The 16,713-nt window shown below is 70.5% G+C and carries 17 protein-coding genes and 1 riboswitch; of the genes, 5 read left to right on the top strand and 12 right to left on the bottom strand.

From position 1 onward, the window contains the following. Nucleotides 1–97: 97 nt before the first annotated feature. The 7 genes from KIP79_RS41945 to KIP79_RS41915 form a co-directional block, all read right to left on the bottom strand. Complete coding sequence (locus KIP79_RS41945) at nucleotides 98–808, bottom strand: haloacid dehalogenase type II (RefSeq protein WP_214110616.1); 711 nt, start codon at nucleotides 806–808, stop codon at nucleotides 98–100. A 51-nt stretch (nucleotides 809–859) separates the two neighbouring features. Beyond that, the gene (locus KIP79_RS41940; RefSeq protein WP_308170187.1) at nucleotides 860–2,011 is read right to left on the bottom strand and encodes a glycosyltransferase family 4 protein; all 1,152 of its coding nucleotides are present in this window, start codon (nucleotides 2,009–2,011) and stop codon (nucleotides 860–862) included. Further along, a complete protein-coding gene (locus KIP79_RS41935) occupies nucleotides 2,008–3,249 on the bottom strand; it encodes a M48 family metallopeptidase (RefSeq protein WP_214110615.1) in 1,242 nt (413 codons plus the stop codon). Before KIP79_RS41935 ends, KIP79_RS41940 begins: the two co-directional genes overlap by 4 nt. A 105-nt stretch (nucleotides 3,250–3,354) precedes the next feature. Continuing rightward, entirely contained in the window at nucleotides 3,355–4,176 is an 822-nt protein-coding gene (locus KIP79_RS41930) for a peptidase MA family metallohydrolase (protein ID WP_214110614.1), read from the bottom strand. 109 nt (nucleotides 4,177–4,285) lie between these two features. Further along, nucleotides 4,286–4,684, bottom strand: coding sequence for a C40 family peptidase (locus tag KIP79_RS41925; RefSeq protein WP_308170186.1), 399 nt, complete (start codon nucleotides 4,682–4,684; stop codon nucleotides 4,286–4,288). Nucleotides 4,685–4,871: 187 nt separating this feature from the next. Next, a riboswitch (cyclic di-AMP (ydaO/yuaA leader) is annotated at nucleotides 4,872–5,032 on the bottom strand. Nucleotides 5,033–5,722: 690 nt separating this feature from the next. Further along, complete coding sequence (locus tag KIP79_RS49885; protein ID WP_214110612.1) at nucleotides 5,723–6,685, bottom strand: C40 family peptidase; 963 nt, start codon at nucleotides 6,683–6,685, stop codon at nucleotides 5,723–5,725. Between the two features lie 113 nt (nucleotides 6,686–6,798). Further along, nucleotides 6,799–8,115 carry an NYN domain-containing protein gene (locus KIP79_RS41915; RefSeq protein WP_214110611.1) on the bottom strand — a complete coding sequence of 439 codons (1,317 nt, stop codon included), beginning with the start codon at nucleotides 8,113–8,115 and terminating at the stop codon, nucleotides 6,799–6,801. Nucleotides 8,116–8,485: 370 nt separating this feature from the next. Between KIP79_RS41915 and KIP79_RS41910 the strand changes: the two genes are divergently transcribed. From KIP79_RS41910 to KIP79_RS41895, 4 genes are all read left to right on the top strand, one after another. Further along, nucleotides 8,486–9,034: a GNAT family N-acetyltransferase gene (locus KIP79_RS41910; RefSeq protein WP_214110610.1), complete on the top strand. Its 549-nt coding sequence runs from the start codon at nucleotides 8,486–8,488 to the stop codon at nucleotides 9,032–9,034. Nucleotides 9,035–9,074: 40 nt separating this feature from the next. Further along, nucleotides 9,075–10,808, top strand: coding sequence for a DEDD exonuclease domain-containing protein (locus tag KIP79_RS41905; RefSeq protein WP_308170185.1), 1,734 nt, complete (start codon nucleotides 9,075–9,077; stop codon nucleotides 10,806–10,808). Between the two features lie 39 nt (nucleotides 10,809–10,847). Then, complete coding sequence (locus KIP79_RS41900; RefSeq protein WP_214110609.1) at nucleotides 10,848–11,135, top strand: Lrp/AsnC family transcriptional regulator; 288 nt, start codon at nucleotides 10,848–10,850, stop codon at nucleotides 11,133–11,135. A gap of 110 nt (nucleotides 11,136–11,245) precedes the next feature. Then, nucleotides 11,246–12,166 carry an alpha/beta hydrolase gene (locus tag KIP79_RS41895; RefSeq protein WP_214110608.1) on the top strand — a complete coding sequence of 307 codons (921 nt, stop codon included), beginning with the start codon at nucleotides 11,246–11,248 and terminating at the stop codon, nucleotides 12,164–12,166. A gap of 10 nt (nucleotides 12,167–12,176) precedes the next feature. Here KIP79_RS41895 and KIP79_RS41890 read toward each other — a convergent pair whose 3' ends face one another. From KIP79_RS41890 to KIP79_RS41880, 3 genes are all read right to left on the bottom strand, one after another. Further along, nucleotides 12,177–12,971, bottom strand: coding sequence for a maleylpyruvate isomerase family mycothiol-dependent enzyme (locus KIP79_RS41890; protein ID WP_214110607.1), 795 nt, complete (start codon nucleotides 12,969–12,971; stop codon nucleotides 12,177–12,179). A 50-nt stretch (nucleotides 12,972–13,021) separates the two neighbouring features. Further along, nucleotides 13,022–13,657 carry a TetR/AcrR family transcriptional regulator gene (locus KIP79_RS41885; protein WP_214110606.1) on the bottom strand — a complete coding sequence of 212 codons (636 nt, stop codon included), beginning with the start codon at nucleotides 13,655–13,657 and terminating at the stop codon, nucleotides 13,022–13,024. A gap of 70 nt (nucleotides 13,658–13,727) precedes the next feature. Continuing rightward, complete coding sequence (locus tag KIP79_RS41880; RefSeq protein ID WP_214110605.1) at nucleotides 13,728–14,405, bottom strand: hypothetical protein; 678 nt, start codon at nucleotides 14,403–14,405, stop codon at nucleotides 13,728–13,730. Between the two features lie 224 nt (nucleotides 14,406–14,629). On the opposite strand from KIP79_RS41880, the gene KIP79_RS41875 reads away from it, so the two are divergent. Beyond that, nucleotides 14,630–15,241, top strand: coding sequence for a sensor histidine kinase (locus KIP79_RS41875; protein WP_214110604.1), 612 nt, complete (start codon nucleotides 14,630–14,632; stop codon nucleotides 15,239–15,241). Here the strand turns inward: KIP79_RS41875 and trpD are convergent. Then, nucleotides 15,234–16,277, bottom strand: coding sequence for an anthranilate phosphoribosyltransferase (gene trpD / locus KIP79_RS41870; protein ID WP_214110603.1), 1,044 nt, complete (start codon nucleotides 16,275–16,277; stop codon nucleotides 15,234–15,236). The two genes, KIP79_RS41875 and trpD, sit on opposite strands and share 8 nt — an antisense overlap. 43 nt (nucleotides 16,278–16,320) lie before the next feature. After that, nucleotides 16,321–16,707, bottom strand: coding sequence for a response regulator (locus KIP79_RS41865; RefSeq protein WP_214110602.1), 387 nt, complete (start codon nucleotides 16,705–16,707; stop codon nucleotides 16,321–16,323). Nucleotides 16,708–16,713: the final 6 nt, after the last annotated feature.

Raw genomic sequence — 16,713 nt, 5'->3', positions numbered from 1 at the left:
GGGTGGGTGGGTGGGACACTCACGGTAACCAATCGCCCACTGCGAGATCGACAACCGGCCGCTCCGGCATGACCCACGGCGCCTGGCCGCGACCCGATCAACAGCGGAGGGCATCGGCGAGTTCGACGTAGCTGGAGACCGACAGATCGCTCTCAACGTTCTCGGCGCGGTCGGCGGCGCGGCCGGGGCCCTTCTCCGCCGGGCGCTCGATGAACGCGGTCCGCAGGCCCGCCGCGCGGGCCCCGTCGAGATCCCAGCCGTGCGCGGCGACCATGAGCACCTGCCCGGGATCGACGTCGAGCAGCCGGGTCGCCATCTGGTAGACGCGCGGGTCCGGCTTGTACGTCCCGGCCAGCTCCGCGCTGAGGACGCAGTCGAACGGCAGCCCCGCGGCCTTGACGAGATGGGTCATCAGGGCGAAGCCGCCGTTCGACAGCGCCGCCACGACGAAGCGCTCACGCAGCCGGGCGAGACCCCGGACGCTGTCCTCCCACGCGGGCAGCCGGTGCCAGACCCGCACCAGGCGGCGCCGGGTCTCCTCGTCGGCGTCGACACCGTGCAGTTCCAGCACCTCGTCGAGCGTCTCCCGGTGCAGCGTGTCGAGATACACGAAGGGGCGCCCGCCCTCGCGCACCCGCGCCATCGACGGCAGGTAGCGATCGCGCCACTCCCCCGCGAACCGCACCGCGTCGACGTCCTCGCCGAGGATGGCGGCGACCTGCCGGGTCACGCCGGTGTGCCAGTCAACCGTGGTGCCGAAGACGTCGCAGGTCAGTACCTGGATCTCGGCGGGCCGGAACTCTCCCATGGCCGCTCACCTCTCCCCTCGACCATTCCCTACCCTCCGGCGACGAGTTCTTCAGGGGGCCGAGCGCTCTTCCGGAGCCGGGGCCGGCTTTCGGTGGAGGAGGTCGGCGAAACGGTCGGCGACCAGGTCCCAGGTCCATTCGCGTTCGATCCAGGCACGGCCTCGCTCGCCCATCGCGCGGGCACGAGCCGGGTCGGTGAGCAGTTCCACCAGCGCGCCGGCGATCCGCTGCGGCGCGGTGCCGTCCACGATCAGGCCGGTCTCGCCGTGCCGGACGGCATCCGGGGCCCCACCGGAGGAGCCGGCCACGACGGGCAGACCGCTGGCGGACGCCTCCAGGTAGACGATGCCCAGCCCTTCCACGTCGATCCCGTTCAGCCGGGTACGGCAGGGCATGGCGAACACGTCGCCCGCGTCGTAGTGCGCGGGCAGGGCCGACCATGGCACAGAACCGGTGAACACCACGCTCTTGCCGTAAACGGCGGCGGCACGCTCCAGGGACCGGCGCGCGGGCCCCCCGCCGACCAGCAGTAACACCGCGTCCGGAACCTTGGCCAGCACCCGAGGCCAGGCCCTGATCAGCATGTCCTGGCCCTTCCGCGCCACCAGCCGGGACACGCAGACCACCACCGGCCGCCCGGTGAGCCCCAGCGCCGCCCGAACCTCCGCGCCCCCGGCCCCCGGCCGGAAGAGCGTGGTGTCCACGCCCGGCGCCAGCCGTACCAGCTTGGCCTCGGAAATCTGGGTGACCAGATGCGAGCGGGTGTAACCCCCCAGATAGGTGACCACATCGGCGTGGCCGCCGATACGCCGGAGCAGGTCGCGGGCGATCGGCAGCCGGGCCCAGGACGCCTCGTGCCCGTGGGTGAGCATCACTACCCGCTCCGCGCCCGCCGCCCGCAACGCCGGGGCCAGCAGCCCGAGCGGGGCCGCCGCCCCGAACACCACGCTCCCCCCGGGCTCCACCAGCTCCGCCGCCCGCCGCGCCACATCCCTGGTCGGCAACATCAGCGTCCCAGGATGCCGGACCACCTGGTACGGCTGCCGCCTGTCGAACTCCGCACACCCCGCCCACCGGGGCGCGTACACCACCACGGAACCGGGCGGCCGGCGGCTGGCCAGCGCGTGCACGAACGACTGGATGCCACCCGGCCGGGGCGGGAAGTCGTTACTGACGATCAGCGTCCGGCCCGGGCGGGTCACGGCTCGACGAGGCCGTTCGAGCGGGCCCAGTCGCGGGCCATCGCGATACGCTGCGGCGCGGTCGGGTGCGAGGCGTACAGCACGTACTCGAAGACGTCCGGGGACAGGTCGGAGAGGTTCCTGGTGGCCAGGCGGGTCTGCATGGCGGTGAAGGCGGCCGGGTCTCGGGTGAGGTCCAGGGCGTGCGCGTCGGCGCGGGCCTCGATGTGGCGGCTGACCAGGTTCTGCACCGGACCGGACAGCAGGGTGCCGAGGGAGATCAGCCCGACCAGCAGGCCGACCGCGCGCGGATCCCCGAGCGCGGGCACCCCCGCGCGGCGGCGGAGCTTCTCCGCCGCCAGGAAGAGCAGACAGGTGCCGAACGCGGCCCCGAGCGCGCCGACCAGCGTGCCGTGCAGCACGTCGTTCTGCTTGGCGTGGCCGAGCTCGTGCGCCACGATCAGCTCGGTCTCCTTCTCCGGACCCTGCAGCAGGTTGTCGTAGACCACGATCCTGCGCGTCGCCCCGAAGCCCGACACGTACGCGTTGAGCGCGGTGGTCCGCCGGGAGGCGTCGGCCACCAGCACATCCGTGACCGGGACGCCGTCCCGTTCTGCCATCGCCAGCAGGTCGGTCCTGAGCTGTCCGGACGGGAGCGGCGTGAAGTCGTTGAACACCGGCTCCACCAGGACGGGGTAGGCGAAGGAGAGTCCCAGGGTCAGCAGGAACGCGCCCGCAGAGGCCGGGATCCACCACCGCCGTGGCCAGCGGCGGGCCAGCGCGACCACGACCAGGACGGTCACCGCGGAGATCGCGACCTGGAGGCCGAAGTTCTTGAGCCGGTCGGCCGACCAGTCCGGCCAGTGCTGGGTGGACAGCCCGTACTCGCGGAGCACGGTCTCCACCCACATGCCGATGGGCCAGCGGAGTATCAGCGACACCGCGTAGACGCCGAGCACGCCCAGCAGGGTGCGCAGCCACCAGGGGCCTTTCAGGTGGGCCAGCAGCCGGGCGCCGATCGGCGTGAGCACCAGCACACCCGCGACCAGCAGGGTCAGGCCGAGCGAGAGGTAGGAGGGCAGGTTGGTGGCCGCGTCGAACGCCTGCGACCGCGCGATCTGCTCGGGGGTGAACTCGCGTTCCGCGCCGCTCGTGTCGGGTAGCGCCCGCCAGGGGGTGGTGAGCGCGACCACACCGACCAGCAGCACCCCCAGCCCAAGCAGCGCCAGCGCGGCCCCCCGCGTCCCCGACCGTTCCACTGGTCACCTCCCCGTCCAGCTAGCCTTTCGTATCACAGCTCTTGGTGTCCGCACGCACGCCAGGCCCTGGCCGGAGTCGATCACCTGGATTTCATGCCCCCCGGGCTAGGGTCGCAGTTGTTGTGCCAGGTAGGCGCGCCAGGCCTGGGTCAGTTCGGTGGTCGTGCGGCCGAGGATGTCGCGGAGCGCGGCTTCCGTGCCTAACCGGCGGGCCTGGCGGTAGAGGGTGACCAGGCGGTCCTGGCCGTAGTGTTCGGCTATGTAGCGGCAGGCCAGCCAGGCTTCCTCGTACGCCTGCGGGAGCCGTGGCGAACCGGCGTGGAAGTCGGTGCGGTCGGGGAGTTCGGTGGGGATATTTCCGGACTCGACCTCTTCGGCGAGTTCGGCGGCGATGGTGGGGACCGTCAGGCCGCTGTGGAGGTACCCGACATAGTCCGCGAAGCCCTCCACCAGCCACATCGCCATGTCCGCGCTCCCGGCCGCGCCCGTGGCGACATGGGTGAGCTCGTGGGTCAGCACCACCTGGCGGCCGACCGGGGAGAGCCGCGCGAAGCCCGTCGGCTCGATGATCACGTGATCGATGTCGGCCAGCGCGGCCATGCCCTCCACGGCCGCCGGCGCCGCCAGCACCGCCGCCTGCACGGTTGACGCGGGCACCAGCACGACCACCTGGACGGGCCCCCACACCGCGGCCACCGCCCGCTGCGCCTTCTCGATCTCCCGCAGCGTGACCGTGCCCGCGGGCGCCCCCTGCGCGACCACGAGCATCGCCTGGTCCCCCCGCGCGATCGTGGCCCCGGTCCAGATCTCCGGATGCTCCCGGGCGAGATGCCGGGTGTCCGACAGCAACCGGTCAGGCCCCGCGGACGCCGGCGCCGCCACCGACATCACGGCCACCAGAAGCGCCACGGCCACCTGAACACGCATGCGTCGCATCGTATGCGCGCTCCCCGACCAAACTCGCTCCCGCGAGCCTGGCCTGTGGAAAACCGGTCCCGCCCAGGGGCGGGCGGGACCGGTTCGAGGGTTGTGCGGGTTATGCGCCTGGGCGGACCGCGCCCACGAAGGTGCGCTTGCGGTAGGAGTTGAGCTTGTCGATGCGGACCCTGGCCCCGCTGTGCGGGGAGTGCACCATGCGGCCCTTGCCGACGTAGATCCCCACGTGACCACCGCCGCTGGTGAAGATCAGGTCACCCGGCTGGAGGTTCCGCCAGGAGATCTTCTTCTTCACCGCGCGGCGCTGGGCGTACGTGGTGCGGGGCAACTTCACACCGGCCTTGCGCCAGGCGTACACGGCGAGCCCCGAGCAGTCGAACGCGCCGGGTCCGGTGGCGCCCCACCGGTACGGATCGCCGATCTGCTGCTTGGCCACCTCGACCGCGCGCTGGGCTTTGGCACGCTGGCGTGCGGCCTTGCCCTTGATGGAACGTTTCACGATCGTTTTCGAGCCGGAAGCGCTCTTGACGGTGGTTTTGGGGGTCGCCACTCGGGTGACTGTCGTCGTCTCAGCCGCCACGGCCTGGGTCGCGAAGGCGCCGATCGAGGCGGTGAGGGCGACGCCGCTCAGGGAGAGACGGGCAAGACGGGACAGGCATACGGGGGTGATGGACAGGATTGCTCCTACGGTCTTCCACTGATGCCTACCGGGTTAGCTGACGGATTCGGGCAGGGAAGGCGCCCTACGGTGGGAATTCACACCGATTCACCCCTGGCTCGATGCTCCGAGCCTTTTGGGTCCCCGGCTCCGTGCCTCCTGGCTGCACGGACTCGGCCGGTCGCACCTGAGATGCGACACATGGATCTTTATGGATGCACCAGCCCTATTCGGCTGAGATCATCTGCGACGGCATGGCGTGCTCGCCGCGGGCCAGAAACTACCGAATCTCCCAACGTTTCAGCAAAGCTTTCTTCAAAGATAAAGATCCGGTAAACCTCGAATACTCGGAGAAATCCCAGCTTAAACCCGCTTTGCAATCACTAATGTGACTCTCCTCACACAAGACGAATCACCCCCCTCAAATCCCACTTTCGCCACCCCCGCAAAGATCGTTCCAACCCCTCTGCCGCGAGGGATGACTGCTACCATTCGTGACATCATGAATACTTTGGGTGATTCCAGTGAAGTTCCGGCCGAGCTGATCGCAAACCGGGTGAGCGACCCGTACCCGTACTATGGGTGGCTTCGGCGGTGGTCCCCGGTCCATCGGGAGGTCACCTCGCGCGGAACGGTGTTGTGGCAGGTCACCCGGTACGCCGATGTCCGCGATCTACTCGGGGACGACCGGCTGAGCAAATGCCCGGTGCCGGGCGGACGGGTGTCGGGGCCGACCGGGCTGCGGCGAAACCTCGTGCACAGCGATCCGCCCGACCACACGCGGCTGCGCCGCCTGGTGAACAGGGCGTTCACGCCGCCGGGCCGGTCGTGCGTGGCCTTGAGGCACTCCCCGTCATCGCCCAGAGGCAGATGTAGCGGTCAGGGGCGGACGGCCTTGTCGGGGTTGTATTCGGAGAGGCTTACTTCCTTGACGACGTCGCCGGTCTGCGGGGAGTGGACGACCTTGCCGTTGCCGGCGTACAGGCCGACGTGGCCGAAGCCGCTGTGCCAGACGAGGTCGCCGGGTTCGAGGGCGCTCACGGAGACGCGACGGCTGGCGCCCCAGGCCCACATCTCGTAGCTGGTGCGGGGAAGGCTGACGCCGCCTTTGGCCCAGGATGCCTGGACGAGGCCGGAGCAGTCCCAGGAGCCGGGACCGGTGCCCCCGTAGCGGTACGGCTTGCCGATCTGCGCGTAGGCGAACTCAAGGGCGGCCCGGGCGTTGCCGGAGGCGGAGCCGGTGTAGACCTGACCGGCGGAGTTGGTGTTGCCGGGATTGTAGGCACCCAGCTCACGAAGCAGTTTTACCTGCTCCGCCACCATACGATCGGCTTTCTTCTTCTGCTTGACCAGATCGTCCTTGACGACGGTCGCGTCATCGAAGGTCTTCTTCTTGCTCTCCCGCTGCGTCTTCAGATCCTTGATCGCGGTCTCGAACTCGGACAGCCGCAACGACCGCCCGGCGGCCAGCTGATCCATCAACGCGATCCCACTGAGCGCCGCCTCCGGGTTGTCATTGGAGAACAACCCGCTCAGCGTACGAAAGTCCCCGGTCTGATAGTTGGTGACCGCGACCCCGATCACCCCGGCCCGAAGCGCCTGGACCTTCTTGTCCTGCACCTTGTACGTGCTGTTGACCTGGTCGTACTGCTTCTTGGACTTCTTCCACTTCTCGTTGGCGGCGTTGTACTCGTCAACGATGTCGTCCATCTGCTTGTTGAGCTTCTTCAGCTTGGCCTGAGCCTCGGCGAGCGTGGGTTTCGGATCGGCCTGCGCGCCGACCACCGGGAGGAGAAGAACGGCTGCGACAAGGCTCGCCGCGACCGAAAACCGCCCACGCACGAAGTGCCCCTTCCAGATCGACAGACCTGGGTCGGGACTTTACTCAAGCGATCATGCTCCCTCAACCGATTCCCGGCTATTTCCCCCTTTCATCACTCAGGGCAACAGCAGCATCACGTACGGCCAAGCCGCCTGAGCAAAAGGGTCGCCGGCACCGGCCGAGCCCCCATCCGGCGGACCGACTCGGCCACCTCCCGATCCGCGGAGACCACCGCGATGGCCCGCCCGGCGGGCTCGATCCGCACCAGCTGCCGAATCAGGTCGTCAGCGATCTGCCCGGGCGCGCTGAACGCCACCCGCACCCCGCGCGGCGCGGAAACCTGCACCGGCCCATCCAGTTCTGCCCCGTCGAACACACACGTGATCTCAACCCTGGCCTGCACCGCGAGCCCGCCGAGCCCGGTCAGCAGCCGAGTCCGCTGATCGGCCAGCGTCAACGACCCGTATCCGGTCTTGGTCACGTTGTAGCCGTCGATGATCAGATGCAGATTGGGAATGGCCAGCAGCTGATCGAGCAACTGCGGATCGTCGTCGGCCAGCGCCCGCGCCGGCACCGCCCGCACGCTCGGCGGCCCCGGCGTCACCTGGGTCACGTAGTCGGCCGGCCGGCTGATCGTGGTCGGCAGCGCGAGCTCCTTCCTGAGCCCCTTCGCCGCGTCCTCCAGCGCGTCCATCAACACCCGGATCCGGGCGTCCTCCACGCTCCGCCCCTCCCGGGCGGCCCGCCGGCTGGCCTCCACCTGCCGTTCGGCCTCGGCCAGCCGCTCCCGCAGCTTGCGGATCTCGGTCTCGGCCGCCGCCGACGCCCCGGCGATCCGGTTCCTGACGTCCGCGGTCACGTCGTCCAGCTCCTGGGCCCGCAGCTCCGCCGCCTTGGCCCGTTCCCGCGCGTCGTGCAGCTTCCGCCGCAGGTCCGCGTTCTCCGCCCGGGCCGCCCTGAGCTGCTCGCGGACCCGGTCGACCTCCTCCTTGGCGGCCGTGCGCTGCGCGGCGAGCTGCTCGCGGAGCCGGGTCTCGGCCTGCTCCCGCTGGTTGCCCAGCGCGGCCGCCTCCTCCAGATCCGTCCTGGCCTGCTCCACCAGCCCCGCCCAGCCCGGCGGCCGGGTCAGGTAGGCCGCGGCGGCGACCAGCACCGGTTCGGCGGCGGGCGGCACGGTCTCCTCGGCGAGCGCGGCCACCAACTCGGGCCAGGCCGCGGTCAGCGCCTCGGCGACCAGCTCCCGGAACTCCTTGTCGTTCTCCAGCTGCGCGGCGATGGGCGCGCTCCCCAGCCGGGCCCGCTTACGGGGGTCGAACCGGGCGATTCCCCGCAGCGGCGGCGGCACGTTCGCGGCCGGCATCGCCCCGAGCACCTGCGCCGCCAGCTCGACCACATGTGCGCGTACCGGCTCGGGCAGGGGACGAGACAGGCCCTCTCCGGCTGAACTCATCCCTACCGCTCCTCGTCCTGGTCTTTCACTAAGGGTACGGCTCTGCGAGGCAACCACATCACTTTCCGCGACGTGAACCAGGAGCAACCAGGGCATGGACTGACACTCGGTCGCGCATGAACGCCCGGCAGAGCCGGTGATAGCCCACTATCCCACCTAAGACCCGGGCGAATCCGACAGAGATTACGAAACGTCTACGGAATCACCTTCAGCATGAAACCACTCCTTCCCATCACATACGTTGCACATAGGGCTTCCGCCCCGAGTCCTGCAACCGAGGCGGAAGCCCGCCACCAACCCCCGAGCCCAGGTCAGCGGGCCTGCCGAAAAGCTTTGGCGAGCACGGGCAGGGCTGTTCTAGGGTGACCGGATGTTCCCGATCGAGACCGACCGGCTCACCCTCCGCCCCCTGGAAATGCACGATCTGGAGGCGGTGCACGCCTTCCAGTCCCTCCCGGAAGTCGCCCGCTACATGTACTGGGCCCCGCGCGACCTGGCGGCCGTACGGACCTGGCTGGAAGGCAGGGTGCGGGTCCGCGAGCTCACCGAGGAGGGCCAGGCCCTCTCCCTGGCGGTGGTCCGGCGCGACACGGGCGAACTGATCGGCGAATGCGTGCTCTTCTGGACCAGCAGGGAGCACCGCCAGGGCGAGATCGGCTACACCCTCCATCCCGGTCACCACGGTCACGGCTTCGCCACCGAGGCCGCCAGACAGCTGCTCCGCCTCGGGTTCGACCACTACGACCTGCACCGGCTGGTGGCCCGCGCCGACGGCCGGAACAAGGCCTCGGCCCGGCTGATGGAACGCCTGGGTCTGCGCAAGGAAGCGCACCTGGTCCAGAACGAGTGGGTCAAGGGCGAATGGACCGACGAAATCATCTACGCGATGCTCCAGAAAGAGTGGCGCGCCCTCCAGTGAATGCCGGGAAGTGTCGGTCGGCCTCTCTATGGTCTAGGACGTGGAACAGGGCACTCTGGATGATCTTGGTACACCCCTGGCAGGGGTGACCTTCGTCGTCTTCGACCTGGAGACGACCGGCACCTCGACCACGGAGCACGGCATCACCGAGATCGGCGCGGTCAAGGTCAGGGCCGGAGAACTGCTCGGCGAGTTCGCCACCCTGGTGGACCCCGGCGGCCCGATCCCCCCGTTCATCTCGGTGCTCACCGGCATCACCGACGCCATGGTGGTCGCCGCCCCCAAAATGACCGAGGTCCTGCCGAGCTTCCTGGAGTTCATCCGGGGCTGCACGCTGGTCGCCCACAACGCCCCCTTCGACCTGGGCTTCATCAAGGCGGCCTGCGCCGCCCAGGGCTACCCGCCGCCGGTCAACCCGGTGGTGGACACCGCCGATCTGGCCCGTCGCGTGCTGAACCGGGACGAGACGCCCAACTGCAAGCTCGCCACCCTGGCCAGGTTCTTCCGGAGCGGTACCGAGCCCTGCCACCGCGCGCTGGCCGACGCCCGCGCCACCGTCGACGTGCTGCACGGCCTGATCGGCCGGGTCGGCTCGCTGGGCGTGCACACGCTGGAGGAACTGCGCGGATTCGTCCGCATGCCCACCCCCGAGCAGCAGCGCAAGCGCCACCTCTCCGAGGGCGTGCCCGCCCGCCCGGGGGTCTACGTGTTCGAGGACGTGCGGGGCGAGGCCCTCTACGTCGGCAAGAGTTCCAACCTGCGCAACCGGGTCCGCAGCTACTTCACGGCCAGCGAGACCCGCCCCCGGGTCCGCGAGATGATCGGCATCGCCGAACGGGTCCGCCACATCGTCTGCGCGACCGCGCTGGAGGCCGAGATCCGCGAGCTCCGCATGATCGGCGCCACCAAACCGCGCTACAACCGCCGCTCCCGCTTCCCGGAACGGGTGGTCTGGCTGAAGCTCACCGACGAGCCGTTCCCCCGCCTGAGCATCGTCCGCGAACTGAAGGACGACGGCGCCACCTACCTCGGCCCGTTCGGCAGCTCCCGCGCCGCCGACGACGCCAGAACCGCCATGCACGAGGCGCTCCCGCTCCGCCAGTGCAGCGAGCGATTATCGCTGACCGTGCGCCGCACCGCCTGCACCCTGGCCGAACTGGGCAAGTGCGGCGCCCCCTGCGACGGCCGGGAGACCCAGGCGGGGTACGCGGCGCACGTGACCCGGGCCCGCCAGGCCATGGAGGAGGACGCCGGTCTGATCTTCTCCGCCGTGTCGGCCCGGATGGACCGCCTCTCGGCCGAGCAGCGGTACGAGGAGGCGGCCGTGGACCGGGACCGGCTCGCCGCGTACGTCCGGGCCGCCGCCCGCATGCAGCGGCTCAGCTCGCTCACCCGCATCCCGCAGATGGTGGCGGCCAGCCCCGTGGGCGACGGCGACTGGGACATCCATGTCATCCGGTACGGCCGCCTCACCGCCGCCGGGGTGATGCCCAGGGGCGCCCACCCCGTGCCGTACGTGGAGGCGCTGGTGGCCACGGCGGAGACGGTGGTGCCCGGCCCGGGGCCGACGCCCGCCGCCAGCGCCGAGGAGACCGAGACCATCCTGCGCTGGCTGGACTCCCCCGGCGTCCGGCTGGTCCGGGTGGAGGGCGGCATCTGGAGCCAGCCGGCGTACGGGGCCGGGCGGCTCAAGGCCAGGATCGACCGGGCGTACGAGCGGGCCCAGCAGGACGGGCGTTCCTACCAGCCGAGGGAGGGCCGGCCGCTGCGATAGGTTTGGGCGGGCATCCGTACCAGCCGGGAGTGAGTCATCATGGTCACCGCGATCGTGCACATCAACGCCGATGTCGATCGGATCCCCGAGGTCGCGCAGGCGATCGCCGATCTCGACGGGGTCAGCGAGGTCTACTCGATCACCGGGGAGTTCGATCTGCTGGCGATGGTCCGGGTCGCCCGCTACGAGGAGATCGCCGAGGTGGTGCCCGGGCGGCTGAACAAGGTCCCCGGCGTGCTGCACACCGAGACGCACATCGCGTTCCGCGCGTACTCCCGCCACGACCTGGAGGCCGCCTTCGCCCTCGGCCTCGCCGAATCCGACTGAACTGTCGTGGGAGGCGGATCCCATAGTCGTTGTCCGGAAATATCCGGATCTAAGGCCGTCTGACCACGCCTGGTCCACGGAAGGTCGACCGGCTGGGCTACTGTGCGGGCATGATGCTGCACCCTCAGGCGGCCGCCTACCTCAAGATGTTCCCCACCGACACGGGCCTCGACCTGGACACGGTCACGGACGAGGAGATCGTGCAGTTGCGCGGGCTGGACGCGATGGCGGCGTACCGGGGTGCACGCGCGGACGTTCTGGAAGCGGCTGACGATCAGGTGGCCGGGATCCCTGTCCGGATATATCGGGCTTCAGAGTCGGCTGTCCCCCTTCCCGTGCTCATCTACTTCCACGGTGGCGGCTGGGTCTACGGCACGCTCGACCGCGCCGACCCCCTGGCCCGGGACCTGGCGGTACGCACCGGCGCGATCGTCATCTCCGTCGACTACCGGCTCGCCCCCGAACACCCCTTCCCGGCCGCCGCCGAGGACGCCTGGGCGGTCGTGCGGGACGTGTTCGCCCACCCGGAGCGCTACGGCGCGGACCCCGCCAGAATCGCGGTGATCGGCGACAGCGCGGGCGGCAACCTGGCCGCGGTGACCGCCTGGCTGGCCAGGGACGCGGGCCTGCCCCTCGCCCACCAGGTCCTGGTCTACCCGGTCACGGACGTCGCCATGGACACCCCGAGCTACCGGGCCTACGCCTCCGGCTTCGGCCTGGGCGCCGCGGAAATGGCCTGGTTCATCCGCAAGTACGCCCACGGAGCCGACCCCCACGACCCCCGCCTGTCCCCCCTCCACCTGCCCGACAAATCCGGACTGGCCCCGGCGACGGTGATCACCGCGGAATGCGATCCCCTCCGCGACGAGGGCAGAGCGTACGCCGACGCCATGGAAGCGGCCGGCGTCCCGGTCACCTACCGCGACTACCCCGGCATCCTGCACAGCTTCTTCGTCCTGCCGGGCTTCTTCGACGCCGCCACCGAAGCCCGCGACCACATCACCGCCAGGCTCAAGGAGGCCCTGGCCTGACGAAGGACCGTCAGAAGATGACCCGGGCGGCGCGCACCGAAGGCAGGACCTCCGCCGTACCGGACACGAGCTCAAGCGCCACATCGTCGTCGCGACCGGCCAGCGCACGCATGTACGCCACGGTGTCGGCCCGGACAACCGCCACCGGCTCCCCCGCGCCGACCAGCCAGGACCCACCCGCCGGCCCGGTCAGCTCCAGCGTGACCGGCGCACCGGACCAGGCCAGGGCGAGGTCCCGGACGACCTGCTCGACGATCAGCCGGTCATGCTCACCGATGGTCACCGGCAGCCCGGCGGCCCGGGCCAGGTCCACGCGGTGCATCCACAGGTCGCGGTTGTAGATGACGTCGAGCAGATACCCCAGGGAGATCATCGGCACCCCGGGCACCCCTGGAGGGATCCGCATACTCCGCAACGCCCCCGGCCGCCCGCGCCGGGCCCGCACCGCCCGCGGCCACAACTGGGCGAACCGCTCGACCAACACCGGCCCCGCCTCCCCCACATGGTCGTCGAGCTGCGCTGCCATGTGCCCGTCCAAGGCGATCTTGCCTCGGTGGCGGACCCGCCCCACGAGTTCCCGGCGGATCAGCGTGCCAAGATGGATGTTGTCCTCGCACTGGGCGACCAGGTGCGCGACCATGTCCCGCACATCCCATTCCGGGCAGTCCGTGGGACGCCGCCAGTCCCCGTCCCCCAGCTTCTCCAGCAGCGCCACCGCCGCCCGGCCCTCGGCCTCGCCGACCTCCGCCGACTGCTCGCGCCCGGTCCGCGGCAGACGGACCGCCTCCAGCACCGACTCACTCATCGAACCCACCGCTTTCCAGGCGCGCACGCCACACAGGAACCGACCCCGGCTCACCCATCGGACGCTCCACCGTCTGGAGCGAAGTAGCGGAAGAACATGTCCAGCCCCGTCGGGGCAAGCCTGACGAAACGCCCCTCACCGGCCGCCGCGGACGGCTCGTTGGCGAGCTGCTGGCTGATCACACCTGAGACCAGCACCGTGAAAAGGGCGAGGCCCTCCTCGCCGGCCGCTGCGGGCGCCAGTTGCCCCGCGTCCACAGCCGCACGCAGCGCGGTACCCAGGATCTCCAGTTGCCGGACCGCGGGCGCGAACGCCTGCGCGGAGGGCTCGAACCCCGGCGCCGGACGCCAGTACAGCAGCTGCGCCAGCACCGGATTGGCCAGCGCCCAGCCGAGCATGGCCTGCTGGCCTTCGGCGATGGCCCGGCGCGGATCCTCTGCCAGCAGGGGCAGGCACTTCTCCAGCACCTCGACCATCTGCCGCGCCCCCCGCTCGAACAGGGCGTCGTAGATGGCCAGCTTGGACGGAAAGTACTGGTACAGCGACGGCGGGCGCATCCCCACCCGCCGCGCGACCTCCGCCAGGCTGAGCGCCGCCGCGCCTTCCTCGCCCATGACCTCGATGGCCGTGTCGAGAATCTCCTGCACGGTCGCGTTACGCCGCTGGACGCGCCGATCCTCCCTCATGCCGCCAATGAAACCCTAACGGCATTAGGTAAGTCAACGCCTATTCGGAAACCCGAACGCCACTAGCGAGTTACTCCGTCCCTTCCGGGACCTCGTCCGCGGTCATCGCCCCGTCTCCGGGCGAGCTGCTCAGGTACGCATGCTGGTGCCCGCGGCCCGCGTCCACGTTGAGCTGGTCCAGCTGGGTGGCCGCTACCGACCACATCATGACGGCCGCGGTCCGCTGCCGGGCCACGAGGTCGAGGACGGGCCGGCGGGCATCCTCCGGGAGAGCCTGACTCGCGGCATAGGTGTCGATGGCGATGGCCAGGGTGTTCACGGCGCTGCGGAATCCGCCACGGGCGACGTTCGTGGCCGTCATCCCGGAAACCGACTCCGCGTGCTTGTCCACGCTGGCGCGCAGGACCTCCTGCCAGCCCTTGACGACCGCAGGATCCGCGGGTTGCGGCGCGACCCCCTGCTCCACCGGCACCGCGGCGGCCAGCCCGGTGAGCACCTGCTCCAGTTCGGTGACCGTCGCCTTGGCCTGCGTGGTCAGCTCGACGATCTGTTCCTGATCCCGCTTGGCGTCCGCCGCACGCAACTCCGCGATCGCGTTCTCCGTGGCCCCCGGCGCGGTCGCGAGATACCCGATCCCCGCTCCGGCCAGTCCGGTGACCAGGAACGTCACCAGCAGACCGACCGAGAACGCCTTCGGCCGCCGCTGCTTGGGCGGGGGTACCGGGGCTCGGCGCACCTTTGTTGCCATTGAGAACTCCTCCCACGCCTGCTGGTCAGCGCCCCTGACGGTACCCGTTCCGCCGATACACGTCCATCTTTTGCACGTCGGGAATCGTAAGTGGGATAGCCCCTGCGGATGATGAGAAATCCGTCTCGATGGGGACGCGACGCACGGGACCGCGACCGTACCTTGCCCGCATGATGCGTCTACTTGTGTCCAGAATTGCGGCTTCTCGGGCGGTACGTCGTTGGTTGGCGAATTCGGCGGACACGCTGGATCAGGAACGGTTGCGGATCGCGTGCGAGCTTCATGACGTGGTGGCGCACGATCTGAGCGTGATGACCCTGGGTGTCGGCGCCGGGCGGGTGATCATGGACCGCGACCCGGACCGGGCCCGCCAGACCCTGCGGGAGGCCGAAGAGTCCGGCCGCCAGGTGCTCAGGGACCTGCAACGCCTGCACGGCCTGCTCCGGGTGGACGGCATGCCCAGCGGACCGCCGCCCCGCCTGGCCGACCTGCCCGGCCTGCTGGACCGCTTCCAGGCCGCCGGCCTGCGGGCCACCCTGGACCAGGCCGGCGACCCGGCCGACAGCCCGGTCCTCGAACTGTCGGTCTACCGCATCGTCGAGGAGGCCCTGCGCAGCGCCCTCCTGCACGGCGACGCGGGCACCGCCGCCGTCACCCTCAACTGGCAGAAGAACATCCTCGACCTGACGGTCCACGACAACGGCACGCCCCGGGGCCGCCTGGCCGCCATCTGGGAAAGAGCCGCCCTCTTCGGCGGCTCGGTGACCACGTGCCCCACCAGCACCGGCTACGAACTCCGGGTACGTCTCCTGCTGAACCGGGTCCCGGCTACCTGAAGCTCCGGCTGACCGCCACCCAGCGCTCAAGCGTGGCCGCGCCCGCCCCGGAGTCCACGGCCTCCGCGGCCCGCGTGAGAGCGGCCTGGAGCTGCGGCACCAGGCCCTCGGCGGAGGGGCCGTCCAGGGCGACCAGGGTGGCGGCGGCGTTGAGGAGCACGGCGTCGCGGACCGGACCGGTCTTGCCGCTGAGCAGGTCGTGCACCGCGCCCGCGTTGAAGGCCGCGTCGCCGCCGCGCAGGTCGCCCGGCTGGGACCTGGCGATGCCGAGCTCAAGGGGATCGAGGGTGATCCTCGTGGCCACGCCGTCCTGCACGACGTACACGGCGGAGGGGGCGGCGGTGGAGAGTTCGTCGAGGCCGTCCTCGCCGCGGAAGACCAGGGCGGAGACGCCGCGCTCGGCGAAGACGCCCGCCACGACGGGGAGCATGCGCTCGTCGAAGACGCCGATGGCCTGGGCCCGCGGGCGGGCCGGGTTGGTCAGCGGGCCGAGGAAGTTGAAGACGGTCGGGACGCCGATCTCCTTGCGGGGCGGCCCGGCGAACCGGAACGACGGGTGGTAGACCGGCGCGAACGCGAACGCGATCCCGGCCTCGACGGCGACCCGCGCGGTGACCTCCGGGGAGGCGTCGATGACCACACCCAGGTGCTCCAGCACGTCGGCCGCGCCGCAGGAGGAGGAGGCCGACCGGTTGCCGTGCTTGACCACCCGAGCGCCGGCCGCCGCCGCGACGATGGCCGCCATGGTGGAGACGTTGACGGTGTGCGCGCGGTCGCCGCCGGTGCCGACGACGTCCACGGTCGGCCCGTCGACGGTGAGCGGGGTGGCCAGCTCCAGCATCGTCCGGGCCATCCCGGACACCTCGGCGACCGTCTCCCCCTTGGCTCGCAGCGCGACCACGAAAGCCGCGATCTGGGCGGGGGTGGCCGAGCCGGACATGATCTCGCCCATCGCCCACGCGGTCTCGTCGGCGGTCAGATGCTCGCCGGAGAGCAGCGCGTTGAGCAGCGATGGCCAGGTGGTGCGAGCGTCCATGACGTTCCTCGAAGTGGTCGGGCCGGTCAGGTCGGCCGATGAGTCAGGAGACGGGCAGGCGGCGGCGGAGCAGGTCGGCGACGGCCTCGGCGACCGCCATCGGGTCCAGCGGCTGGGACACCACGTCGTCGGCCCGCGACCAGTTGGCCAGCCACCGATCGTCCCGCCGCGCGATGATCAGGAGGATCGGCGGGCAGTTGTGCACCTCGTCCTTGGCCTGCCGCGCGATTCCCATCCCGCCGGCGGGCGCGGCCTCGCCGTCCAGGATCGCCAGGTCGACGTCCCCGGCGTCCAGGTAACGGATCACCGCGGGCTGGGTGGCGCACTCGACGATCTCCACCTCCGGCACGTCGGCGGCAGGCCGCCGACCGATCGCCAGCCGCACCTTCTCCCTGGTGCCCGCGTCGTCGCTATAGACCAGAACCTTCATCCCGTC

Source organism: Acrocarpospora catenulata (assembly GCF_018476525.1).
Taxonomy (GTDB): Bacteria; Actinomycetota; Actinomycetes; order Streptosporangiales; family Streptosporangiaceae; genus Acrocarpospora; species Acrocarpospora catenulata.
The sequence above is the reverse complement of the archived record's forward strand: the minus strand, read 5'-3'. Positions and strand labels throughout refer to the sequence as shown.